This is a genomic window from Burkholderia sp. BCC0398, from assembly GCF_902833245.1.
Lineage (GTDB): Bacteria > Pseudomonadota > Gammaproteobacteria > Burkholderiales > Burkholderiaceae > Burkholderia > Burkholderia sola.
In genome coordinates, this window is record NZ_CADFEM010000004.1 from 125,373 (window position 1) to 149,155 (window position 23,783).

The following is a 23,783-nucleotide window of genomic DNA, read 5'->3' on the forward strand; positions in this document are numbered from 1 at the left end:
GGGACGGCGAGCTCAGCGAACCGGCTCGTCTGAATGAAGGGCGGTAGCGTCGAACGCGAGGGCCTGCCCCGGTGCGCCGGACGGATCGACCACGCCGATCGAAATACGCGACAGGGTCTGCTTCGCCTCGAAGGCCTCGAGCCACAGCGACGACAAGCGGGGCAGCACGTACTGCTCGATGAATCCGATCAACACGCGTGCGCCGGTTTCCTGCACGAGACAGCGGTCGACGATGTAATCGACGACCGCGTCGTCGTACGTCAGCGCGATTTCATGGCCGTCGGCCATACGCTTGACGACCCGGCCCAGATGCAGGCGGACGATGCTGGCGAGCGCACCGTCGGCAAGTGGCCGGTAGGGCACGACGGTCACGCGCCCGAGGAATGCCGCCGGGAATGTGTTCAGGAGTTCAGGCGTCAGTGCTGCCCGCAGGCCGTCCTGATCCGGCGCAAGCGACGGATCGGCGCAAAGACTCGTGCTCAGTTCGGAACCGACGTTGCTCGTGAGCAGGATCGTCGTATTGCGGAAATCGATATAGCGGCCGTCGCCGTCTTCCATGTAGCCCTTGTCGAATACCTGGAAGAACATCTCGTGCACGTCGTGGTGGGCCTTCTCGATCTCGTCGAGCAGTACCACCGAATACGGACGGCGGCGCACCGCCTCGGTCAGCACTCCGCCCTCGCCGTAGCCGACATAACCCGGGGGCGCGCCCTTCAGGCCCGAGACGGTGTGTGCCTCCTGATACTCGCTCATGTTGATCGTGATCAGATTCTGTTCACCACCGTACAGCGCTTCGGCGAGCGCCAGCGCGGTTTCCGTCTTGCCGACGCCAGAGGGGCCGGCGAGCAGAAACACCCCGAGTGGTTTCTTCGGATCCGTGAGACCTGCGCGTGCAGTCTGCACACGTTCGCCAATTTGACGCAGCGCATCGGCCTGGCCGATCACGCGTGCCTCGAGCGTGTCGGGCAACGTGCGCACCGCGGCGACCTCGTCGGTCAACATCCGGCCGACAGGGATGCCGGTCCAGTCGGACACGATTGCCGCGACGATCGCCTCGTCGACTTCGGGAAAGACGAGCGGCGCATCGTCTTGCAGCGCCGCGAGCGCGCGTTCGAGTTCGCGCAGCTTCGGAAGCGCTGCCGCATCGTCCTGCGGGGTTTCGCCGTCGTGGGGTTCAATGGCTTCGCGTGCGGCGAGCAGCGCCTGTGCGGCAGCCGCCTGAGCGCGCCAGCGATGTTCGATTGCCGACTCTTCGCTCGCCAACGTATCGATGCGCGCGCGCACGGCCGTCAGCGCCCTGTCGGTATCCAGGCCGATACGGGCTTCCTGCACCAGCAACGCTTCCTCGGCACGTGCGGCCGCGAAGCGCTGGCGCACATCGTCCAGTTCACGCGGCGCAGCATGCTGCGACAGCGACACACGCGCGCAGGCGGTGTCAAGCAGGCTGATGGCCTTGTCCGGCAGCTGACGCGACGGAATGTAACGGTGCGAGAGCGTCACCGCCGCGCGGATCGCTTCGTCGAGCACCACGACACCATGATGCCGCGAAAACGTTTGCACGAGCCCGCGTACCATATCGACCGCGGCAGCCTCGGACGGCTCCGCGACCTGCAGCACCTGGAAGCGTCGGGTAAGCGCCGGATCTTTCTCGATGTGGCGTTTGTACTCCGCCCAGGTCGTCGCGCCGATCGTACGGATCGTGCCACGCGCAAGCGCGGGCTTCAGCAGATTGGCGGCATCGCCCGTACCCGCCTGACCGCCCGCGCCGATCAGCGTGTGAATCTCGTCGATGAAGAGGATCACCGGCGCCGGGGATTTTGCAGCGGCTTCGAGCAGCCCTTTGAGGCGCGCTTCGAACTCCCCTTTCATGCTGGCGCCAGCGAGCAATGCGCCAACGTCGAGCGACAGCAGTCGCACGTCGGCCAGCTTCGGCGGCACATCGCCCGATGCAATTGCCCGGGCAAGCCCTTCCACGACGGCCGTCTTGCCGACGCCGGCCTCCCCCGTTATCAGCGGGTTGTTCTGCCGACGGCGCAGCAGAACGTCGATCATCGTGCGAATCTCGAGTTCACGGCCGATGACCGGATCGATCTCGCCCGCGCGAGCGCGCGCTGTCAGGTCTGCGCAGTACTGGTCGAGCGAACCGCCCTTCGATACGACCGGAATTGCACCGGACGCTTCGCCCGGCGTTGCCGCCGAAAAGTCGCTGTGATCGTATGGCACATCGGCGGCTTCCGGCGAGCCGTCGATCCATGCGGGCAATTTGTCGCCCAGCCCGTCGACAGGAATCTTGCCGAACGCGGGGGAGACTGACAGCAGAACGCGCCTCAACTCGGGCGTCGAAACAAGCGCAGCGACGAGCCACGCACCGCGCACGCGGCGATCGCCATGACTCAGCGTCGCGAGCACCCACGCGCGTTCGATCGCCGTCTCGATGTGCCACGAGAAATCGCTGATCGAACTGGCACCGGCCGGCAGCGCGGCCAACGCGGTTGCGAAATCCCGATCCAGTGCGTCGCGATCGATGCCAGCATGCCGCACGATGCGATGCAGGTCACTATCGGGTTGCTGCAGGAGCTGATGCAACCAGTGGACGAGCTCCACGTACGGATTGCCGCGCAGCTTGCAGAACCGTGTCGCCGATTCGATGCTGCGGTAGAGCTGAACCCCGAGCTTGCCGAACAGCGCCTGGCGTGAAATCGTCATGCGAACCTTCTTGTTGTTGATTCGATATTTTCCCGGCTCTGGCCGGAACGATCAGTAATCCTGTTCATGTGGCATTGGTCTACTGACGCACTTCGCACACAAATAATGTGCAAGCCTCTCAGGCCGAACATTATTTCAATTAACTTTCTCCGCCGTCAATCCACTCAAACGGGCAAGCACCCAGCCAATCAAAGATATTCCGCGTTCGTCCCACGTACCGAACGAGAGAGGCAACCACCCACATGACAAACCCACTAACCAATTGATTAAATTGATAAAATAAGAAATTAAACGTGAACTAAATTTTTTACAATCACCCACCAACCCCAACTATCCCAATATTCGCCGTGCGCAATCCATGCATCACATGAATTTATTATTTGGAGATTTCATCTCGATAATATTTTCAAATCGATCGGCCCATTTAAAATCGTCCAATTACGCACATCCATGAGTAAAATGCGTAATCCGCCATCACTGACTCTTCCATGCGCTCATTCCGTTTGCCGTGGCACCGTCGACTCGACACCTCGCTTGCCGAGCCCGAGTTGCGTAACGCGCCGCGCGGTCCCGACAAGCAGGAGGACGGCGCAGCCGCACTCCCGTTCGAATCGTCGGGTCTCGCTGGCCGCGGTCAGTCGATCCTTGATCTGATTGGCAGCCACGGTATCAGCGGAAACGGCGTCCGCGAGAAGCTCGGCGGCGGATCGCTTGCGACGCCGGCCCCTGAACGCACCGACGACCTCGTCGAAACGCTTCACGCGCAGTACTGGCGCGCGCTAACGGACCCGCACACCGCCCTGTCCGACTCATGGCGCGAACAGCTCGACTCCCCTGCGACGCCTGTCGCGTCAGTGATGCCCGATTTGCACGACGTACAGCCGACACCGGCAAATCCAGCCAGCGCTGGTTCCATCGAAGTGCTGCTATCCGGCAAACACAATCTCGAGGACGCGTTCGGACAGCTGGAGCAGAGTTTGATGCCCGATCTGGAAGTCGGATCCGTTCCGGAAGTGTTACGCCTCTTTGCGCCGGCCGAATTCCATGCGGCGCAAGCGCACCGCGCACCGCCTCTGCCGCCCGCGCTCACCCGGCGTGAGCATCACGCGCTGTCGGTCGACAGCCCGCTGTCCGCACCTGTACGCGAGAGCGAAGCATGAAGATGCCATTTGCAGCCGCAGAGCCGTCCAGTCACGCCCCGAACAACGAATCGCGGGGATTTCGGTCTCTTCGAGCTGGCCCGCGCGTAATTTGGCTCGTGTGTGGCGGCCACCACTACCGGAGAATCGGTCGATGACCGAGCGCAAACAGCGTCCAGTGCGGGGCAACTCGGCCGTTCCCCGCCCACCGAGGCAGGCAAACGCGCGCCTGATGCCGACCCTGCTGGACCGGCTGCGGGACGACGCACCGCTTCGACTCGTCGAAGCGCCCGAAGAATACGCCGTCACGCGCAAGCAGATGCGCGATATCGTCCAGCGCGATCTCGCCTATCTGCTGAACACGACGAGCATCGAAGACCAGATCGAGCGCGCGCACTATCCGCAGGCGGCCGCGTCCACCGTCAATTTCGGCGTGCCGCCGCTCGCCGGCACTTTTCTCGCGTCGCGCCAATGGAACGACATCGAGCAGATGATCCGGCGGGCCATCACCGATTTCGAGCCGCGGCTGATCGCCGATTCGCTGGTGGTGTCGCCCCGTCAAGGTGACGACGCCAGCGGTCATCACAATGTGCTCGCGTTCGACGTGCGCGGCCTGGTTCACATGGACCCGTATCCGCTCGAATTCATGGTGCAGAGCTCGCTCGATCTCGAGACGAGCGAGATCCAGATCACCGGCATGCGCGCCGGGTAGGCACGGCACAACGACACAACGAGACCTTTCCTATGGACCCGCGGCTACTCGACTATTACAACCAGGAACTTGTCTACATGCGCGAACTCGCCACCGAGTTCGCACAGGCGCATCCGAAAATCGCGCGCCGGCTCGGCATGCAGGCCGGCGAAGTGGCAGACCCCTACGTCGAGCGCCTGATCGAGTCGTTCTGCTTCATGGCCGCGCGCATGCAGCTCAAGCTCGATGCGGAGTTTCCGCGCTTCACCGGGCGGCTACTGGAAGTGATCTACCCGAATTACGTCGCGCCCACGCCGTCGATCGCGGTCGCGCGCCTGTATCCCGGCCAGGCCGAAGGCAATCTGGCCGCAGGCTACCGTATCGCGCGCGGCACGTCGTTCAAGGCGCGGATTCCCGATGGCGAAAAAACCGCCTGCCAGTTTACGAGTGGCCAGGACGTCACGCTCTGGCCGCTCACGATCACCGATGCGCGCCTGACGGGCATTCCGCCCGACATCCCGGCGCTCGACCGCTATGTTCCACCCGACCGACAGGTGCGCGGCGCATTGCGCCTGCGGCTGGCGACGACAAGCGACATGCTCATCGCCGATCTGAAGGGGCTCGATCGGCTGCCCGTGTATCTGGCCGGCGACGAACAGGTCGCCTCTCACCTGTTCGAGCTGCTGCACGTCGCCGGCGTCGCGTCCGTGATTGCCGCGCCGGGCAAGTTCGGCGCACCGGGGGGCGCTCCCGCCGCCGTGACGCACGGCGCGATCGAACACGAGGGCTTGCGCACCGATCAGAACTTGCTGCCACTGACCTGGACGAAGTTTCACGGCCATAACCTGCTGCACGAATACTTCGCGTGCCCCGCACGATTCTGGTTCTTCGCACTCAACGGTCTGGCGCAAGGGCTGTCTCGCGTGAACGGTCGCGAGGTCGAAATCGTCGTGCTGCTCGACCGAGCGCCGGGCCTGCTCACGAACCTCGTCGACGCGTCGCGCTTCGCGCTGTTCTGCACGCCAGTCATCAATCTCTTCAAACGGCATACCGACCGCATCGAGATTTCTCCCCGCGAGACCGAGTCTCATCTGGTGCCCGCCCGGCTCGCACCGCTCGATTACGAAGTGTTCTCGGTCGAGACCGTGCATGGACAGGTCGCTGCAACCTCGAACGAACTGGAATTCCGTCCGCTCTATCAGACGCTGAACAACGACGAAGGCAATCACGGCCGGTATTTCTCGACACGGCGCGAACGACGGATCGTGTCGGATTCAGCGCGCCGTTACGGCACACGGACGCCCTATGTCGGCACCGAAGTGTTTCTCTCGCTGGTCGATCAGAACGAGGCGCCTTATGGCGAGAACATTCGTTTTCTGTCGGTCGCCGCGCTGCTGACGAACCGCGATCTCGCCACGCTCGTGCCGCGCAATGGCGTGCGCGACCTCACAACCGACGCGTCCACGCCAGTCGAAAGTATTGGCCTCATTCGCCCGCCGAGTCCGCCGAAAGCGCCGTATGCGGAACGAGAAATGGCGTGGCGCCTGATCCGCCAGCTCAACTTCAACTACCTGCCGCTCGAAGGTCTCGATCATCGTGACGGGGGGCAGGGAATACGTGACCTGCTGCGCCTGACCGTGTCGAACGACAACGATGAACAGCTGCGGCAGATCGAAAGCCTCGTCGGCGTCAATACTCGCGCGGTCACGCGCAAGCTGCCGGGCACCGGCCCAATGACGTTCGGGCGTGGCATCGAGTGTGCGGTCACGGTCGACGAGACCGGTTTCTCCGGTGTGAGCCCCTATCTGTTCGGTACGATTCTCGAGCACTGGCTGGCGCGGCATGTATCGATCAACAGCTTCACGCAGACCGAATTGCATTCGATGCAGCGCGGCCGTATCGCACGCTGGCCCGTGCGCACCGGGACCCGCGGAGTGCTGTGATGGAACGCGCTACCTTGCCGGCGCTCGTGCGCGACAGCACGCTCTCGCCCGACCTGCTGGAGAGTCTTCAAATGGAGCCGTGGCGCTTCGGGTTCCTGTCACTGCTGCGGCGCATCGGCGCGAATCCCGCGGTCGACCCCGTCGGCACTGCCCGCCGACCACGGTCGGAGCCGTTCCGGCTCGGACAACAACCGAGTCTCGCTTTCGCGCCGCGCGAAATCGCCAGCGTCCAGGAAGCGGCGGGACGGCTCAAGGTACGGCTCTTCGGTCTCGGCATGCTCGGTCCGAACGGGCCCCTGCCGATCCATGTGACCGAATGGGCGCGTGAACGCGAAGAGAGCCGTCGCGACACGACGACGGTCGACTTCTTCGACATCTTCCATCACCGGTTCCTGACGCTGTTCTATCGTGCGTGGGCATCGGCACAGTCGACAGCCGGCCTCGACCGGAAAGACGACGAGCGGTTTTCGTTCTACATTGCGAGCCTCACGGGCCACGACACCGCGGAAATCGCGCGGCGCCCCCTGCCCTCGCACGCGCGATTGGCGGCGTCCGCGCATCTCGTCCGCGAGTCGCGCGACGCGGACGGCCTGCGCGCCACACTCGAGCACTACTTCGGCGTGCCGGTCGCGATCGACGAGCACGTGTTCCACTGGATCGCAATCGATGCGGCCGATCAGGGACGCATGGGCCGGCCTGGCCCCGCCGCGACGATGGGGCAAGCCGCGATGCTCGGTCGAGTGGCACCGGACCGTCAGCACCGGTTCCACATCGTGATCGGCCCCATCGATCTCGACGCGTATTTGCGCTTCACACCGCAGGGCGAGGATCTGCCGCGCCTCGTCGAATGGGTGCGGGCATTCGTCGGCTACGAACTGGAATGGGAACTTGAACTGCGCATCAAGCCCGAAAGCGCGCCGCCGGCCGTGATGGGCGGCCGCCAACGCATCGGATGGTCCGGGTGGCTTGGCCGCCCGAACCCCGACCGGCCGATTACCGGCATGCGGTTCGAGCCCGAGCGTTACGTACGGCATTTCGAACGGCGCACGGCTGAATCCGACAATCGACCATGAGCAAAAAGCAATCAACCCGACGGTCCGTATCCGGTCAAGGTACCGCGAAGGACACGCCGCATCACGACTGGCTCGCGCCCGTGAGCGATTCCATGCCCTGCGGCCCCGACCTCGAATACGACCACGATTTCGTCGTGCTGTTCGCGCGTGCGGCACCCAGGCAGGATGTGCAGTACGGCGCGTTCGTCGGCGCACCCGATCCCATCAACTGGAGCGAGCTCGAGCGCGACTGCCGACGGCTCATGGTGCGGACGAAAGACATTCGGGTCGCCGTGCTATATACGCGGTGTCGCACGCGGCTCGCCGGTGCCGCAGGTCTCGCGGATGGCACGAAACTGCTGGCCGCGTGGCTCGATGCATTTGCCGAACACGTCCATCCCCAGCCCGATATCGACGGTGGGCACGGCGCCGCAAGTGAAGTGCGGATGAATGCGATACAGGCCCTCGCCGATCCGGAAGGACTGCTCGCAGACGTGCGCGAGATCGTGCTTTCGAAGTCGACGCTGGCGCGACTGCAGGTGCGCGATGTCGAGCGTGCTTTTGCGCACCCTCGCCCCGCCGATGCGCTCGCGCCCGAGTCCGTTACGCAGCAGTTGCTGGATGTGCACGCGGTGCAGCCAGAGGTGATGACGGGTTTCGATGATGCGATTGCGCATCTCGCTGCAGTCGATGCGTGGTGCGCCCGTCATCTCGAAGGATATCTGCCCGATCTGGCGTCACTCACTCGGCTGCTCGGCAAGCTGAGTGTCACGGTGTCGGCGAACACCCCCGAACAGATGGAAGAAGCCCCCGATCCTGCTCTAGTCCACGACGCATCCTCAGAGAGCGATGCGTCGGTGCAACTAGAACCGGCGAATGACAAAACGGTTGCTGCCAACGACCACATCACGGCCCGACCGACATCCTCACCCGCAGACCGCCAGGCCGCGCTCACTCTGATTCGTACGGCGCGAACATGGTTCGAGACCCACGAACCCAGCAGCCCGATTCCCGTATTGCTCAAGCGTGCGGAGCGGTTCGTCGGCAAGCCTTACGCTGAGGTCGTCACGGCAATTCCGGCCGAGCTTCTGGCGCAGTGGGAAGAAACCAGCGGTTCATGACCATGGCCTCCTCGTCAGCGAAACATCGTATAGGCTCATCGAGCGCGCGACGGATTAATCGCCCCGCCATTCATGTGGTTAGCGTTTCCAAGCTGACGGCGGAGCGGCAAGCGCCCCAAGACGCCCGTCGCTCGCCCGGTCAATACACGTCCCGCATATAGCGCCGTGCCTTCGAAAGCCGCGCGACGTAGTCGTTCGCGGCTTCGTCCGACATGCCGCCGTGCGTGGCGACGATCGCCTTCAGCGCCGTATCGACGTCCTTCGCCATCCGCGCGGCGTCGCCGCACACGTAGAAGTGCGCGCCTTCCTCCAGCCATGCGAACAGCTCGGCGCCCTGCTCGCGCATCCGGTCCTGCACGTAGACCTTGTCGGCCTGGTCGCGCGAGAACGCGAGATCGAGCCGCGTGAGGAACCCGCTGTCGCGCATCGCGCTCAGCTCGTCGCCGTAGTAGAAGTCGGTCTGCGCGTGCTGCTCGCCGAAGAACAGCCAGTTGCGCCCGCGCGCGCCGCGCGCCTGCCGCTCGTGCAGGAAGCCGCGGAACGGCGCGACGCCGGTGCCGGGACCAACCATCACGATCGGCACGTCGCCGTTCACCGGCGGCCGGAAATGCGCGGACTTCTGCACGAACACGGGCACGCGGCTGTCGTCCGCGCGATCGGCGAGGAACGTCGACGCGACGCCTTTGCGCGCGCGCCGGCCGTTGTGATAGCGCACGGCAGACACGGTCAGGTGAATCTCGCCCGCGTGCGCGCTCGGGCTCGACGCGATCGAATACAGGCGCGGCTGCATGCGCTTGAGCATGCCGACCAGCTCCGCGCCCGACAGCTCGACCGGGTATTCGTGCAGCACGTCCGCAAGCTGTTGCCCCCACAACCATTGCTTGAGGTCGGCCTTGCGATCGTCGCCGAGCAGCGACTTCAGCGCGCCGTTCGCGCTGCGCGACGCGATGAAGGCCAGCGTGTCCGGATGCGGGCGCGTGATGTCGAAGTGGCGCGCGAGCGCGTCGCCGAGCCGGATATCGCCGACGCCCGGCACCGACACGGGTGCATCGGCCTTCAGCGCGGTGACGGACAGCAGTTCGTCGACCAGCTCCGGGCAGTTGGTCGGCCACACGCCGAGCGCATCGCCGGTTTCGTATTCGAGGTTCGCGCCCTGGGTCGACAGCGACACGTAGCGCGTGTCCTTCGCGGCGCCCGGCCGGTTCAGCCGCAGGTTCGCGACGAGTTTCGACGGCGCCGGATGCGCTTTCGTCGGCAGCAGCCCCGACGGGCTCAATCCACCGGCCGGCACCGCGTGCAGCGCGGCATCGGCCTCCTTGATCCGCGCGACGACGCGCTCGAGCCATTGATCGGCATCGTGCTGGAATTCGACGTCGCAATCGACGCGCGCACACAGGCGCGCCGCGCCGAGTTCCGCGAGCCGCGCGTCGAGCCGGCGGCCGTGGCCGCAGAACTGGTCGTAGTTGCGGTCGCCGAACGCGAGCACCGCGAAATGCACGCCGTCGAGGCGCGCGGCGCTGCCGCCCTGCAACGCGTCCCAGAACTCGCTGCCGTTGTCGGGCGCATCGCCGTCGCCGAACGTGCTCGTCATCAGCAGCACGTATTGCGCGCCGGCCAGCGACGCGACCGGATAGTCGGACATGCACGCGGTGCGGATCTCGAAGCCCGCGTTCATCAGCTTGGTCGCGTAATCGTCGGTCAACGATTCGATGTTGCCGGTCTGCGACGCCCACAACAACGTGACCTTCGGGCGCGGGCGCACGATGCGCACGCCGCCGGCCGCGGCAGCGTCGGGCGGCAGCGCGGGCGCGGCACGCTCCGCGGCGTGCGCGGGCAGCGAGCGGCTGAACAGCCCCGCGAGCATGCCGTCGAGCCAGAACCGCACGGGCGGCGTCAACGGCGCGCCGGCCGGCAGCACGGGCACGCTGCCTTCGCGACGGCCGGCGCTCGCCTTCAACCCGCTGACGAGGCCGGCCACGTACAGCCGCTCGGTGTCGGTCAGCGGCGGCGGCGCGAAATCGGCGACGCCGAGCGCGGCCGCGAAAGTGTCGATGTCTGCCATGTCGGATTCCTGTGAGGCCGTGATCGGCGCTATCGCGGGCACGGGCGCGGGCGGTGCATCGTCCTCGCGTGCGTCGGTGCGCGCCGTGTCGTCGGCGGTCGACGCGAACGCGTCCGTGTCGACGCGCGTCAGCGCGACCGCGCAGTATTTCAGTTCGGGTTGCTGCGATTCCGCGTCGATCGCGTCGTTCGTCACCGCGTTAATGCACAGATCGTCGCCGTACACGTCGTTCCAGTGCATCGGCGCGAAGCAGTTGCCGCGCCGCACGCGGTCGGTCACGACGGCCGGCAGCACCGCGCGGCCGCGCGCCGAACGGATCTCGACGCTGTCCTTCGCGGCGATGCCGAGCGCGCTCGCATCGTCCGGGTGCAGTTCGACGAACGGGCGCGGGTTGAGCTTGTTCAGCATCGCGACCTTGCCCGTCTTCGTCATCGTGTGCCACTGATGCTGCAGCCGCCCGGTGTTCAGCACGATCGGGAACATGTCGTCGGGCAGCTCGGCCGGATCGACGTGCGGCCGCGCAAAAAAGCGCGCCTTGCCCGACGGCGTGGGGAACGCGAGGCGCGGCGCGTCGTTGCCGCCGGCTGCCGGGCGCAGCGCCTGGTTCACGCCGTCGTTCAGGTAGCGGATCGGGTGCCGCTCGCGCGCGGCGCCCGGCGCGACCGGCCACTGTACGGGCCCATCGCGCAGCGCCGCGTGGCTCGCGCCGCGCAGGTCGTAGCCGGTCGCCGGATTCGAGAAACGGACGATCTCGTCGAACACGTCGGCCGCCGACGCATAGTCGAACGCATCGCCGAAGCCCATCGCGCGCGCGACTTCCGCGATGATGCGCCAGTCGGGCAACGCGTCGCCGGGCGGCGCGACCGCCGCGCGCATCAGCGTCATGTTGCGCTCGGAATTGATCATCACGCCGTCGCCCTCCGCCCACAGCGCGCCGGGCAGCAGGATGTCCGCGTAGCGGTTGGTCTCGGTGTCGAGGAACGCGTCCTGCGCGATCACGAGTTCCGCGGCTTGCAGCCCGGCGATCACGTTGCGCCGGTTCGGCACGGTCGCGACCGGGTTCGTGCAGACGATCCAGCATGCCTTGATGTCGCCGGCCGCCATCCGCTCGAACAGGTCGACCGTGCCGTTGCCGGTGTCCTTGCGCAGCGTGCCGGCCGGCACGCGCCACAGGTTCTCGACGAAGCGGCGGTCGTCATCGGACGCCACCGAGCGCTGGCCCGGCAGCCCCGGCCCCATGTAGCCCATCTCGCGTCCCCCCATCGCGTTCGGCTGGCCGGTCAGCGAGAACGGCCCGCTGCCCGGGCGGCAGATCGCGCCGGTCGCGAGATGCAGGTTGCAGATCGCGTTGGTGTTCCACACGCCGTGCGTGCTCTGGTTGAGCCCCATCGTCCAGCAGCTCATCCATTCCTGCGCGTCGCCGATCCATTGCGCGGCCGTGCGGATGTCGGCTTCCGCGAGCCCCGTGATCTCGGCGACGCGCTCGGGCGTGTAGTCGGCGAGGAACGCGGGCATCGCGTCCCAGCCTTCGGTGTACGTATCGATGAACGCGGCGTCGGTGCGCCCGTTCGCATGCAGCAGATGCAAGAGCCCGTTGGTCAGCGCGAGATCGGTGCCTGGCCGGATCTGCAGGAACAGGTCGGCCTTGTCGGCGGTGCCGGTGCGGCGCGGATCGACGACGATCAGCTTCGCGCCGGCCTTCACGCGATCCATCATCCGCAGGAACAGGATCGGATGACAGTCGGCCATGTTCGCGCCGATCACGAAGAACAGGTTCGCGCGATCGAAATCCTCGTACGACCCGGGCGGCCCGTCCGCGCCGAGCGACTGCTTGTAGCCGGTGCTCGCGCTCGCCATGCACAGCCGCGAATTCGACTCGATGTTGTTGGTGCCGACGAAGCCCTTCGCGAGCTTGTTGACGAGGTACTGCGCCTCGATCGACATCTGCCCCGACACGTAGAACGACAGCGCATCGGGCCCGTGCGTATCGAGCACCGCCCGCAGCCGCCGCGCGGTCTCGGCGATCGCGTCGCGCGCCGGCAGCGGCACGAGGTCGTCCTCGCGGGCGCGGCGCACGAACGCACGGTCGAGCCGCCCCGAGCGGCGCAGCGCGACGTGCGCGGACGAACCCTTCGTGCACAGCCGCCCGAAGTTGGTCGGATGGTCGGCGTCGCCGGACACCTTGACGACTTCGCCATCCTCGACGTGCAGCACCATCCCGCAGCCGACGCCGCAGTACGGGCACACGCTCTTGACGGGGGTGGCGGTCATGCGTGCTCCGGGGCGCTCAGGCCGCAATCCATACGAAGCCGTCCTCGACCCGCGACGGATACGCGCTCACCGATTTCTCGGGCGCTTCCAGGCATTCGCCGGTGCGCAGGTCGAAGTGCTGCTTGTACAACGGCGATGCAACGACGACGCGCTCGCCGAGGCTGCCGATCAGCCCGCGCGACATCACGGCGGCCTGCGACACGGGATCGACGTTGTCGATCGCGAACACGCCGCCTTCCTCGGCATGCGCGACGTGAAACACGGCGACCTGCTCGCCGTTGACGAGCGCGCATACGCCGGTGTTCGGCACGATGTCGTCGAGCGGGCACACGCGGGTCCAGGACAGCGGAAGACGATCGTTCATGATGGGCTCCTTGGAAAAGACGCTGGTGTCGGTCAGAGTCAAACGGTTGCGGGTTCGGCGACGACGGGAATCGACACGGGTTTCCCGCCCCCGCGCTCGCCGGGCGTCGCGGGCCGGATCTGGCCGCGCGTCTCGACGAACTCGATGGTCGTATCCGGCGCGTCGCTGTTCACGAAGTGGCGGAAGCGCTTGCGCGTGTCGGGATCGGTGACGGCGCGCTTCCATTCGCACTCGTAGGTGTCGACCACGTGCTGCATGTCGGCTTCGAGCTCGGCCGCGATCCCGAGCTTGTCGTGCACGACGACGTCGGCCAGATAATCAAGGCCGCCTTCGAGGTTGTCGCGCCACACGCTGGTGCGTTGCAGCCGGTCGGCCGTGCGCACGTAGAACATCAGGAAGCGGTCGATATAGCGGATCAGCGTGTCGCGATCGAGATCGGACGCAAGCAGTTCCGCGTGGCGCGGCTTCATCCCGCCGTTGCCGCACACGTACAGGTTCCAGCCCTTCTCGGTCGCGATGATGCCGACGTCCTTGCCCTGCGCTTCCGCGCACTCGCGCGTGCAGCCGGACACGCCGAACTTGATCTTGTGCGGCGCGCGCAGCCCCTTGTAGCGATTTTCCAGGTCGATCGCGAGGCCGACCGAATCGTCGACGCCGTAGCGGCACCACGTCGACCCGACGCACGACTTCACCGTGCGCAGCGCCTTGCCGTACGCGTGCCCCGATTCGAAGCCGGCCGCGATCAGCTCCTCCCAGATCGACGGCAGTTGCTCGACGCGCGCGCCGAACAGGTCGACGCGCTGGCCGCCGGTGATCTTCGTGTAGAGGCCATATTTTTTCGCGACCTGGCCGACCGAGATCAGCCCTTCCGGCGTGACTTCGCCGCCCGGCATGCGCGGCACGACCGAATACGTGCCGTCGCGCTGGATGTTCGCGAGGTAGTAGTCGTTCGAATCCTGCAGGCCGGCGTGCTCCTTCTTCAGCACGAACTCGTTGAAGCACGACGCGAGGATGCCCGCGACGGCCGGCTTGCACACGTCGCAGCCGAGCCCGCGGCCGTGCTTGTGCAGCAATGCGTCGAACGTCGTGATGCGCTCGACGCGGATCAGGTGGAACAGCTCCTGGCGCGAATACGGGAAGTGCTCGCACAGATGGTTGTTGACCGCGAGGCCCTGCTTCTTCATCTCGGCCTTCATGATCTGCGTGACGAGCGGCACGCAGCCGCCGCACGACGTGCCGGCGCCCGTGCACGTCTTCAGCGCGCCGAGGCTCGTCGCGCCGTCTGCGACGGCCGCGCAGATCTGCGACTTCGACACGTTGTTGCATGAGCAGATCTGCGCGCCTTCCGGCAGCGCATCGACGCCGATCGCCGGCTTCGCCGCGCCGTCCGACGACGGCAGGATCAGGAATTCCGGCGACTCGGGCAACTCGATGCGGTTCAGCATCATCTGCAGCAGCGTGCCGTACTCGGCCGCATCGCCGACCATCACCGCGCCGTGCAGGAACTTGCCGCAGTCGGACACCACGAGCTTCTTGTAGACCTGGCGGCGCTCGTCCGCGTACTGGTAGGTGCGGCTGCCGGCCGTCGTGCCGTGCGCGTCGCCGATGCTCGCGACGTCGACGCCCATCAGCTTCAGCTTGGTGCTCATGTCGGCGCCGGCGAACGCGGCGTCCGCCGCTTCGTCCGCGTCGCCCGCGAGCTGCTTCGCGACCACGCGCGCCATGTCGTAGCCGGGCGCGACGAGGCCGTACACCATGCCGTTCCAGGCCGCGCATTCGCCGATCGCGTAGATGTCGGCGTCGCTCGTACGGCACGCGTCGTCGATCGCGATGCCGCCGCGCGGGCCGATCTCGAGCCCGCACGCGCGGGCCAGTTCGTCCCGGGGACGGATGCCGGCCGAGAACACGATCATGTCGGTGTCGAGATGCGAGCCGTCGGCGAACGCCATCCGGTGCGCGCCTTCGTCGCCGTCGACGATTTCGAGCGTGTTCTTGCCGGTATGCACGGTCACGCCGAGCGCCTCGATCTTCGCGCGCAGCATCCGGCCGCCGCCGTCGTCGACCTGCACGGCCATCAGGCGCGGCGCGAATTCGACGACGTGCGTTTCAAGCCCCATGTCGCGCAGCGCCTTCGCGCATTCGAGGCCGAGCAGCCCGCCGCCGATCACGACGCCGCGCTTCGCGTGCGCGCCGCACGCCTGCATCGCTTCGAGATCCTCGATCGTCCGGTACACGAAGCAGCCCGCGCGATCGCGGCCCGGCACCGGCGGCACGAACGGACGCGAGCCGGTGGCGAGCACCAGCTTGTCGTACGCGAGCGTTTCGCCCGACGCGAGCGTGACCGTATGCGCGGCGCGGTCGATCGATGCGACTTGCGCGTTCAGGCGCAGGTCGAATTGCGGATGGCGCGCGAAGAAGCCGGGTTCGACGAGCGACAGCTCGTCCGCCGACTTGCCGGCGAAGAATTCCGACAGATGCACGCGATCGTAGGCCGGGCGCGGCTCCTCGCCGAGCACGGTGGCCTGCAGCGCGCCGGCCACGCCGGCTTGCGCCGCGACGCATTCGAGGAGCTTGTGGCCGACCATGCCGTGGCCGATGACGATGAGTTTCATGATGACGGTTCCTTCGGTCGATCAGTTCGCGGCGCTCGCGGCGGCCAGCGCGCGATCGCGCAGCTCGGCTTCGCGCGCCTTGTGTTCTTCGCTGAAGCGCACGGCCATCGCGCACAACGCGGTCGCGGTCACGGCAAGGCCGAGCAGGCTCAACGTGTGCTGCACGTCGCCGACGCCCTTCAGCAGGAAAGCCGCGGCGACCGCGCCGACGTTGCCGCCCGCGCCGACGATGCCCGCGACGCCGCCGAGCGCCTTGCGGTCGATGAACGGCACCAGCGCGTAGGTCGCGCCGCACGCCATGTGCGTGAAGAGGCCGAAGGTGAGCATCGCGACGAGCGCGATGCCGATGCCTTGCGCATGCGAGAACCAGATCAGCCCGAGCCCTTCGCCGATGATCAGCGCGCACAGCAGCGTCGCGCGCACGTCGAGACTGCGGCGTGCGGCGATCTTGTCGGACAGCCAGCCGCCGAGCGCGCGGGCGAACAGCGCGAGCAGCCCGAACATCCCGACCGCGAAGCCGGCGTCCTTCAGCGACAGCTTGAAATGATCGACGTAGTACAGCGCGGCGATGTTGTGGATGAACACCTCGACGCCGAAGCACGCGCCGTACGTGACGAACAGCATCCACACGCGGTAGTTGCCGCAGGCCGCGAAGAAGCTCGCCCAGCCGCCCTTCTTGCCGCTGTCGATCGTTACGCCCTGCTTGCGCAGCGCGACGAAATCGCCTTGCGGGCAGTCCTGCGTGAAGCGCCAGTACGCCCACGCCATCACGAGCATCGCCACGCCCGGCACGACCAGCGCGATGCGCCACGACGAATCCTCGCCGAAGCCGAGCATCAGGCCCGCGGCGACGAGCAGCGGCATCAGCGCCTGCGTCGCGCCCGCGCCGGCATTGCCCCAGCCGGCCGTCGTCGCGTTCGCGGTGCCGACCACGTTCGGCGCGAACATCACCGACGTGTGGTACTGCGTGATCACGAAGCCCGCGCCGATCGCGCCGATGCCGAGCCGGCAGATCAGGAACCACAGGTAGTCGTGCGTGAACGACACGGCGAACACGGGAATCGCGCCGAGCAGCAGCAGCCCGGCATACACGCGGCGCGGGCCGAAGCGGTCGCACATCGGGCCGACCAGCAGCCGCACGGCGATCGTCGCGGCGACCGCGGCGATGTTGATGTTCGCGACTTGCGCCGCCGTGAGATGGAATTCGCGCGCGATCAGCGGCATCAGCGGCGCGCACGCGAACCACGCGAAGAAGCATACGAAGAACGCCATCCACGTCAGATGGAACGCGCGCATCGGCGCGGTGCGGAGGCTGAAGAGATCGATACGGGTAGCTTTGTCGGTCATGTCGTCCGCCCAAACGAAAAACGGCGTCCTGCGCACCCGGTCTCGTCGAGACCCGATGCGTAGGACGCCGTTGCCCATGAAGCCCGTTGCCGGGCGCGTCAGTATTCGGTACTGCGGGCGAATCGCCGTTGATCCGCCCGAACCAGCTTACGCAAACGCCGTGCCATATCGGCACGAATCCGGCCGAAAGCCTCGTCGCACAAGGCTTGCCGGACAGCACGCGACGCGAGGCGACGCATCGCGCGCTCTCCGTCGCGATGCACCGAGGCACAGATGTGGTGCGCTGCAGCACTGTCGCCGTGCGACATCGCGGTGCGCGCGGACGGCGCACGATGCACACCGATGCGACATGGCGACGGCCTATGTGAGGCATGCGCATGCACGCGTGCGGCCATCGCGCAGTGCATCGCGGCATGCGCTGACCGCGCGTTGCGCCGGTTGGCCCGGATATTGCTGAACGCTATGCATCACCGGCAACGGCGCCGGTGGGCAGTCCCCGCAAAACCCTGCCCGCCCTTCACGGCGGGTCCGACAGGACAACGGCGTCCCCCCGTGCACGGCACGGCCGGATGCCGGTGCGTTTCGACCGCCCGCCGCCGCCGCGCAACAACGCGACATCAGACCGCCGCAGCGATGCGATGCGGCACAGGAATACGACAATGACGACAGGCAAAGTCACGCTGCTGGGCGCCGGCCCCGGCGACCCCGATCTCCTCACGCTGAAGGCGGTAAAGGCGCTGGCCGCCGCCGACGTGCTGCTGCTCGACGATCTCGTCGCGCCCGGCATTGTCGGACTCGCGCCGCAGGCGCGCGTGATCCGCGTCGGCAAGCGCGGCGGCTGCCGCTCCACGCCGCAGGCGTTCATCGAGAAGCTGATGCGTCGCTACGCGCTGCGCGGCGCGCACGTGGTGCGCGTGAAGGGCGGCGACGCGCTGCTGTTCGGGCGCGCCGGCGAAGAGCTCGCGACGCTGCGCGCGGCCGCGATTCCGGTCGAGATCGTCAACGGCATCTCGTCGGGATTCGCCGCCGCCGCGAGCCTCGGCATCTCGCTCACGCACCGCGAGCACTGCCAGGGCGTCACGTTCGTCACCGCGCACCGCCAGGACCATGGCGAACCCGACTGGGCACGGCTCGCGGCGACCGGCACCACGCTCGCGATCTACATGGGGATGAGCCGCGTCGACAGCATCGCGGCCGGCCTGCTCGCCGCGCTCCCCGCGTCGACGCCGGCGGCAGCCGTGCAATGGGCCGGCACGCCCGACGAGCGCCGCTGGACCGGCACGCTCGGCACGCTCGCGCGCGGCGTCGAAGCGGCGCGGCTCGGCAGCCCGGCCGTGATCCTCGTCGGCGGCGCGATCGGCGAAGCGGCCGCGCAGGACGCGGACGCGGCAGCCGACGCGGCGCTTGCGCGGGCCGCCTGACATGCGCGGCATCGCGCGGCCTCAGCCGCTCCCCGTTTCCTTTCGCCCCGGCCGCGCGTGCGGCCTGCCTGCATCGCTCGCCGGTTGCACCGACGCATCACTGCTCCTGTTGCCCGCCTCATGAGTTCGTCCGCCCCCGCCCGCCTGCGCGTGCTGCTCGTCACCGATACCGACAAGCCGATCGGCGAACTCGGCGACGCGCTCGCGCGCCTCGGCTACGAGATGCTGAACGACGTCGCGACGCCCGCGCGCCTGCCGGCGGCCGTCGAGGAGCAACGCCCCGACGTCGTGATCATCGATACCGATTCGCCGTCGCGCGACACGCTCGAGCAACTCGCGGTCATGCATGCAACCGCGCCGCGCCCCGTGCTGATGTTCAGCCACGACGCCGACCAGGAACTGATCCGCGCGGCGGTCGGCGCGGGCGTCAGCGCATATCTCGTCGAAGGGTTGTCGGCCGAGCGCCTCGCGCCGATTCTCGAAGTCGCGCTCGCGCGCTTCTCGCACGACGACGCGCTGCGCCGCCGGCTGGCCGACGTCGAGCGCGAACTCGAGGAGCGCAAGCTGATCGACCGCGCGAAACGCGTGCTGATGGACCAGCGCAAGCTGTCCGAACACGACGCCTATGCGGCGCTGCGCAAGCGCGCGATGGATCAGGGCCTGCGCATCGTCGACGTCGCGCGACAATTGCTCGACGCGTCACCCCAGTCATGAGTCCAATGAATACCTCTCCTCCCGCCGCGCCGGAACGCGCGCATCTTCGCCTCGGGTTCGTCGCGCTCAGCGACGCGGCCCCGCTGATCGTCGCGCAACGCCTGAACCTCGGTGCGCGTCATGGCCTCACGCTCGAATTGAGCCGCCAGCCGTCGTGGGCGGCCGTGCGCGACAAGCTGCTCAGCGGCGAGCTCGACGCCGCGCATGCGCTGTATGGGCTCGTCTGCGGGCTGCAGCTCGGCATCGGCGGCCCGCAGGCCGACATGGCCGCGCTGATGGTGCTGAACCGCAACGGCCAGGCGATCACGTTATCGCGCGGCCTCGCCGACGCTTACCGTGAGACCGGCAGCGTGCGCGCCGCGTTCGCGACGCTCGGCCGCAAGCCGCTGCTCGCGCAAACTTTCCCGACCGGCACGCACGCGATGTGGCTGAACGCGTGGCTCGCGTCGCACGGCGTCGATCCGCTGCGCGACGTGCGCAGCGTCGTGATTCCGCCGCCCGAGATGGTCGCGGCGCTCGCGGGCGGCGAGCTCGACGGCTTCTGCGCGGGCGAGCCGTGGCACGCGGTGGCCGAAGCGTGCGGCGCAGGCCGCACCGTCGCCGTCACGAGCGAGATCTGGCCCGATCACCCGGAGAAGGTGCTTGCGACCCGGCGCGATTTCGTCGCACTGTATCCGGCCGCCTCACGTGCGCTGGTCCGCACGCTTGTCGACGCATGCGCGTGGCTCGACAGCGCCGCGCACCGCCGCGAGGCGGCCGACTGGCTTGCGTCGCCCGACGCGCTCGGCGTGCCGGCCCGGCTGATCGCGCCGCGCCTGCTCGGCGACTACGGCGCGGGGCCGTTTGCGACGCCGCCGCTGCCGATCCGTTTTCACGACGGCGGCGCGGTGAACCGGCCCGATCCGCGCGAGGGCCTGTGGTTCCTGTCGCAATACCGGCGCTGGGGCATGCTCGACGGTTCGCACGACGACGCGGGCATCGCCGCGGCGATCGCGCAGACCGCGTTGTATGATGCTGCGGTCGCCGAAGGCGGCGCGGCGGGTCTGTCGCTGGCGTAGCGCGTAGCCGTAGCGCGCACCGCGCAGTGCAGCCGGTACCCGCCGGCGCCCCGGAGGGGGCCCGGCCGCCGACCGCCGGCCGCTCGTGCCGCTCGGGCGACACCGCCTCGCCACCCCATCCCCGCTCCGAATCAATGCCGAAACCAACGCGCGCGCCGCTCGACGTGCTGCTCACCGAAATCCGCGCGTGCCGTGCATGCGAAGCCGACCTGCCGCTCGGCCCGCGCCCGGTCGTGCGCGCGCATCGCGACGCACGCATCCTGATCGTCGGGCAGGCGCCGGGCGCGCGCGTCCATGCGAGCGGCATCCCGTGGGACGACGCGAGCGGCAAGCGGCTGCGCGACTGGCTCGGCGTCGACGCCGACACCTTCTACGACGAGACGCGCTTCGCGATCGTGCCGATGGGCTTCTGCTACCCGGGCCGCGGCGCGAGCGGCGACAACCCGCCGCGCCCCGAATGCGCGCCACTGTGGATCGACCGGCTACTGGCCGAACTGCCGTCGATCCGGCTCACGCTGCTGATCGGCCAGTACGCGCAGCGGCATTTCCTGCGCGGCGCGCGCAAGGCGACGCTGACCGACACCGTGCATGCGTGGCGCGACTACGGCCCCGCGATCCTGCCGCTGCCGCATCCGTCGCCGCGCAACCAGGCATGGTTCAAGCGCCATCCGTGGTTCGACGCCGACGTCGTGCCCGAACTGCGGCGCCGGGTCGCGCCGCTCGCGACGGGCTGACCGGGTAGGCGCGGGGCCGCGCCCGTCCCCGTCGCGCCCGGTTCGCTGTACCATCGCGGCTCCACCGCGTCACGAACAGCACAATCCTTCATGCCCTCCACCGCCCCGCCGCGCCTGTACGGGATGCCCGAACGCAGCGACCGGCTCGATTTCTACATCCGCGACCAGGCGTCGCGCCAGGCGATCACCGAGCCGCACCGGCACGCGTATTTCCAGATCCAGTTCAATCTCGGCGGCGACACCGAGCAGCGCATCGGCGGCGTCACGCGGCCGTTTCCGCGCGGCGCGCTCGCGTTCGTGCTGCCGCACCGCGAGCACCTGATTCCGCACCCGGAAGGCGCGCATTTCATCGTGATCAACTTCAGCCAGGCGTTCCTGCGCGCCGATCTCGACGTCGATCCGCTCGATCTCGAGGACGTGCCCGCGCACCGCTTCCCCGAGCTGACGCCGTTCCGCTTCCAGGAGCACGTCGATTTCATCCTGACCGGCGATACGTACGACGAAGCGCGCCGCCTCGCGCTGTGCATGCTCGACGCCGATCGCGTGCGCACGTTCGGCTCGACCACGTTGCTGCGCGGCTACCTGCTGCAACTGATCGGGCTCGTCTGCACGCAGTACGCGGGCGCGCTCGACAAGCTCGCGCAACGCGGCGCCCAGCGCGCCGGCCGGCGCGACGCACTGGCCCGCGTGCTGCGCCACGTGCGGGCGAACCTGACCCGGGAGGACCTGACGCTCGCCGCGACCGCCGAAGCCGCGTTTCTGTCGCCGAACTACCTCGCGCACCTGGTGCGCAAGGAAACCGGCAGCACCTTCACCGATCTCGTGACCGAGCGCCGGATCGCGCTCGCGCAGTCGCTGCTGGCCCATACCAGCCGGCGCATCGCGGACATCGCACGCTCGGTCGGCTTTCGCGACGAAGGCTATTTCGCACGGCGCTTTCGTGCGCGGGTCGGCGTGTCGCCGAAAGCGTACCGCGACGCGAACGCCGCGCTGCCCGCCGCCGACGACACGCAGCCGGCCGCCGACGCGTAGTTTTGTCCCGGTAAAACGCAGTTGCGTCGCATCCGCGCGCACGCGCGTCGGGTATCGTTGCACGCATGCCGGCCGACGCGCCGGTCGTCCGTCTTCCTACCGAACGAGGCCAATCCGATGTCCGCCTATGTCATCGACGCCGCCGAGCGTCCTTCCGTCGAAGTCGAACAGTCGTCCGCGCGCTTTCCGGTGCGCCGCGTCTTCTGCGTCGGCCGCAACTACGCCGACCACGCCCGCGAAATGGGCGCCGACCCCGACCGCGAACCGCCGTTCTTCTTCACGAAGCCGGCCGACGCGATCGTCCCGGCCAGCGGCACGGTCGCCTATCCGCCGCTGACGAACGACCTCCACCATGAAATCGAGCTGGTCGTCGCGATCGGCAAGGACGGCCGGTCGATCGACCCGGCCGACGCGCTGTCGCACGTGTGGGGCTACGGCGTCGGCGTCGACCTCACGCGCCGCGACCTGCAGGCCGAAGCGAAGAAGCTGAGCCGGCCGTGGGACTGGGCGAAGGGTTTCGACGCATCGGGCCCGGTGACCGCGCTGCGCGCGGCGACGGCCACCGGCCACCCGGCGACCGGCCGCATCTGGCTCGCGGTCAACGGCGACACGCGCCAGCAAGGCGACCTCGCCGACATGATCTGGCCCGTGCCCGACGTCATCGCATACGTGTCGCGCTCGGTCGAGCTGAAGGCCGGCGACCTGATCTTCACCGGCACGCCGGCCGGCGTCGGCGCGCTGCAGCCGGGCGATCGCGTGACGGGCGGCGTCGACGGCATCGCGACGTTCGAATTCGTGGTCGGCGCGAAGCCGTAACGCGACATGCGCGGCGGCCGCGTGCCCGGGCCGCCGTACGAGATGCTGATGCCGGTCAGTCGTAGCGGCGCAGGAACGCGTCGGCGACGGCGGGCGGATTCAGCGCTTTCGCCGATGCGTTTTCCAGTGCCTCGGCCGCGTCGTCGTCGCTGATCGACGCGAACAGCGTGATGGCCGCCCGGTCGTCGCCCGTGCCGAACACGCCGTCGCGATCGAGCAGCCGCAATGCCGCGATCATGTCGACGTGCAGTTGCCGGGAAAATTCGCTGAAGCGCGACTGGACGAACTGCGGGCTCAGCACTTCGTCGGCGAGCCTGCCGCAGATCGCGTTGAACGGCGACGCCTCGGCCGCCGCGTACGCCCATTCGGACACGCCCCACACGAACCACGGATCGTCGTCCGCCACCGCCTGTTGCGCGCGGATTCGGCGCAGCCCTTCGACAGAATTGGCGGCCGGCACCACCGTCATCGCGCCGCTGTCGGTGTACAGCGCAAACGCATAGAAATGCTCGTCCGGGTGCAACGCCCGCAGCGCCCTGAAGGTCGCCCTCGCGGCGTCGGCAATGTCCCGCTGGAAATCAGAAAAGTCGCTCATCGCATCCTCGTCCAGTCGCCCTTCGCGCTCGCCGGGACACGCGGCGCGCGGATCATGCGTCGTCTCCCGGCATGCGGCGGATTGTCCGTCATTCGGCCGCGCGCC

General features: G+C 67.8%; 17 protein-coding genes. 11 read left to right on the top strand and 6 right to left on the bottom strand.

Annotated elements, in window-relative coordinates:
* Nucleotides 1-12: 12 nt before the first annotated feature.
* Nucleotides 13-2,706: a type VI secretion system ATPase TssH gene (tssH, locus tag HWX76_RS09880; RefSeq protein WP_050012737.1), complete on the bottom strand. Its 2,694-nt coding sequence runs from the start codon at nucleotides 2,704-2,706 to the stop codon at nucleotides 13-15.
* Between the two features lie 488 nt (nucleotides 2,707-3,194).
* Here tssH and HWX76_RS09885 point away from each other — a divergent pair, with 488 nt between their 5' ends.
* From HWX76_RS09885 to HWX76_RS09905, 5 genes are all read left to right on the top strand, one after another.
* Complete coding sequence (locus HWX76_RS09885) at nucleotides 3,195-3,866, top strand: TagK domain-containing protein (protein WP_176015750.1); 672 nt, start codon at nucleotides 3,195-3,197, stop codon at nucleotides 3,864-3,866.
* A 133-nt stretch (nucleotides 3,867-3,999) separates the two neighbouring features.
* Nucleotides 4,000-4,557, top strand: coding sequence for a type VI secretion system baseplate subunit TssE (tssE, locus tag HWX76_RS09890; RefSeq protein ID WP_176015841.1), 558 nt, complete (start codon nucleotides 4,000-4,002; stop codon nucleotides 4,555-4,557).
* Nucleotides 4,558-4,589: 32 nt separating this feature from the next.
* A complete protein-coding gene (tssF, locus tag HWX76_RS09895; protein ID WP_050012740.1) occupies nucleotides 4,590-6,479 on the top strand; it encodes a type VI secretion system baseplate subunit TssF in 1,890 nt (629 codons plus the stop codon).
* Nucleotides 6,479-7,552 carry a type VI secretion system baseplate subunit TssG gene (gene tssG, locus HWX76_RS09900; protein WP_124639594.1) on the top strand — a complete coding sequence of 358 codons (1,074 nt, stop codon included), beginning with the start codon at nucleotides 6,479-6,481 and terminating at the stop codon, nucleotides 7,550-7,552. The genes tssF and tssG overlap by 1 nt, the downstream gene beginning before the upstream one ends.
* Nucleotides 7,549-8,652 (top strand): type VI secretion system ImpA family N-terminal domain-containing protein, encoded by a 1,104-nt coding sequence (locus HWX76_RS09905; protein WP_050012742.1) that lies wholly within the window; start codon nucleotides 7,549-7,551, stop codon nucleotides 8,650-8,652. The genes tssG and HWX76_RS09905 overlap by 4 nt, the downstream gene beginning before the upstream one ends.
* A gap of 139 nt (nucleotides 8,653-8,791) precedes the next feature.
* Here HWX76_RS09905 and HWX76_RS09910 read toward each other — a convergent pair whose 3' ends face one another.
* Genes HWX76_RS09910 through HWX76_RS09925 form a run of 4 tightly spaced genes read right to left on the bottom strand, consistent with a single transcriptional unit; the run spans nucleotide 8,792 to nucleotide 17,308 of the window.
* Entirely contained in the window at nucleotides 8,792-12,985 is a 4,194-nt protein-coding gene (locus HWX76_RS09910) for a bifunctional nitrate reductase/sulfite reductase flavoprotein subunit alpha (protein ID WP_176015751.1), read from the bottom strand.
* Between the two features lie 16 nt (nucleotides 12,986-13,001).
* A complete protein-coding gene (gene nirD, locus HWX76_RS09915) occupies nucleotides 13,002-13,349 on the bottom strand; it encodes a nitrite reductase small subunit NirD (protein WP_050012744.1) in 348 nt (115 codons plus the stop codon).
* Nucleotides 13,350-13,387: 38 nt separating this feature from the next.
* Nucleotides 13,388-15,961, bottom strand: coding sequence for a nitrite reductase large subunit NirB (gene nirB, locus HWX76_RS09920; RefSeq protein ID WP_176015752.1), 2,574 nt, complete (start codon nucleotides 15,959-15,961; stop codon nucleotides 13,388-13,390).
* 21 nt (nucleotides 15,962-15,982) lie between these two features.
* A complete protein-coding gene (locus HWX76_RS09925) occupies nucleotides 15,983-17,308 on the bottom strand; it encodes an MFS transporter (protein WP_050012746.1) in 1,326 nt (441 codons plus the stop codon).
* A 659-nt stretch (nucleotides 17,309-17,967) separates the two neighbouring features.
* Here HWX76_RS09925 and cobA point away from each other — a divergent pair.
* The 6 genes from cobA (at nucleotide 17,968) to HWX76_RS09955 (ending at nucleotide 23,083) form a co-directional block, all read left to right on the top strand.
* Complete coding sequence (cobA, locus tag HWX76_RS09930) at nucleotides 17,968-18,729, top strand: uroporphyrinogen-III C-methyltransferase (RefSeq protein ID WP_050012868.1); 762 nt, start codon at nucleotides 17,968-17,970, stop codon at nucleotides 18,727-18,729.
* Nucleotides 18,730-18,849: 120 nt separating this feature from the next.
* Entirely contained in the window at nucleotides 18,850-19,443 is a 594-nt protein-coding gene (locus HWX76_RS09935; protein WP_050012747.1) for an ANTAR domain-containing protein, read from the top strand.
* A gap of 5 nt (nucleotides 19,444-19,448) precedes the next feature.
* Nucleotides 19,449-20,501: a CmpA/NrtA family ABC transporter substrate-binding protein gene (locus tag HWX76_RS09940; RefSeq protein WP_176015753.1), complete on the top strand. Its 1,053-nt coding sequence runs from the start codon at nucleotides 19,449-19,451 to the stop codon at nucleotides 20,499-20,501.
* 134 nt (nucleotides 20,502-20,635) lie between these two features.
* Nucleotides 20,636-21,235, top strand: coding sequence for a uracil-DNA glycosylase family protein (locus HWX76_RS09945; protein WP_176015754.1), 600 nt, complete (start codon nucleotides 20,636-20,638; stop codon nucleotides 21,233-21,235).
* 90 nt (nucleotides 21,236-21,325) lie between these two features.
* Complete coding sequence (locus HWX76_RS09950; protein ID WP_176015755.1) at nucleotides 21,326-22,267, top strand: helix-turn-helix transcriptional regulator; 942 nt, start codon at nucleotides 21,326-21,328, stop codon at nucleotides 22,265-22,267.
* 117 nt (nucleotides 22,268-22,384) lie between these two features.
* Nucleotides 22,385-23,083, top strand: coding sequence for a fumarylacetoacetate hydrolase family protein (locus HWX76_RS09955; protein WP_050012751.1), 699 nt, complete (start codon nucleotides 22,385-22,387; stop codon nucleotides 23,081-23,083).
* A 55-nt stretch (nucleotides 23,084-23,138) separates the two neighbouring features.
* Here the strand turns inward: HWX76_RS09955 and HWX76_RS09960 are convergent, their stop codons facing one another.
* Nucleotides 23,139-23,678 (bottom strand): DUF4303 domain-containing protein, encoded by a 540-nt coding sequence (locus tag HWX76_RS09960; protein ID WP_176015756.1) that lies wholly within the window; start codon nucleotides 23,676-23,678, stop codon nucleotides 23,139-23,141.
* Nucleotides 23,679-23,783: the final 105 nt, after the last annotated feature.